Raw genomic sequence first — 1,161 nt, forward strand, 5'->3', positions numbered from 1 at the left:
GAACTGAACCGCACGGCGGCGGCGTATCCGTCAGAGCGGTGCATCCATGAGCTGTTCGAGGCGCAGGTCGCCAAGACGCCGGATGCGGTGGCGGTGGTCCATGCGGACGAGCGCTTGAGCTATGGCGAGCTCAATGCGCGGGCCAACCGGCTGGCGCATCATCTGATCGCACTCGGGGTGAAGCCGGACCAGCCTGTGGCGATCTGCCTTGAGCGCGGCGTGGCGATGGTGGTGGGGCTGCTTGCAATCCTCAAGGCGGGTGGCGCCTATCTGCCGTTGGATCCGGCCTATCCGTGCGCACGGCTCAAGCAGGTTCTTGAGGATGCGCAGCCGCAACTGTTGCTGGCCGATGCTGCGGGACGATCCGCGCTGGGCGCCGATGCGCTGGCCGATCTGACGGTGGTCGATCTCGAGACGGCGACATCGGCCTGGGCGAAGCTGCCGGCCTCGGATCCCGACCCGCGTGCGCTTGGCCTGACCTCGCGCCATCTCGCCTATGTGATCTACACCTCGGGATCTACCGGCACCCCAAAAGGCGTCATGGTCGAGCATCGCGGATTAGTCAATCTGATAGCTTGGCATGTGCAAACGTTTTGTCTTCAACCAGAAACCTGTTGCGCACTCACTGCCGGACTAGCATTCGATGCCAGCACTTGGGAGCTATGGACTGCGTTATACAACGGCAGCACATTGCTTCTACCTCCCAGAGCGGCAGCGGGAGATTCGCTCCGCCTGCTAGAATGGTGGCGTGATCAATCGCTCGAAGTCGCCTTTCTGATCACGCCGCTGGCCACAATCGCGTTGGAAGACAAGCTGGTAAATCCCACATTGGAGTACTTGCTTGTTGGCGGTGATCGTCTCCACCGTATGCCCGCGTCTCTAACACCGCCTTTAAAGCTGATAAACAACTATGGCCCTACTGAAGCTACGGTCGTGGCGACCTCGGGACGGCTCTCCATCGAAAACGCAGTGCCGCATATCGGCCGTCCGATTGCGAACACGCGTGTGTATCTGCTCGATGGCCATGGCGCGCCCGTTCCGTTGGGAACGGTGGGAGAGCTCTACATTGGCGGGGCGGGGGTCGCGCGTGGCTATCTGAACCGGCCCGAACTGACGGCGGAGCGGTTCTTGGCCGATCCGTTCAGTGGTGAGGTCGGCGCA

The 1,161-nt window shown here is 62.0% G+C and carries 1 protein-coding gene; it reads left to right on the forward strand.

From position 1 onward, the window contains the following. The coding region (locus IVB27_RS28315) for an amino acid adenylation domain-containing protein (protein ID WP_247446254.1) at window positions 1-1,161 on the forward strand (1,161 nt) is incomplete at both ends.

Source organism: Bradyrhizobium sp. 197 (assembly GCF_023073375.1).
Classification (GTDB): Bacteria; Pseudomonadota; Alphaproteobacteria; order Rhizobiales; family Xanthobacteraceae; genus Bradyrhizobium.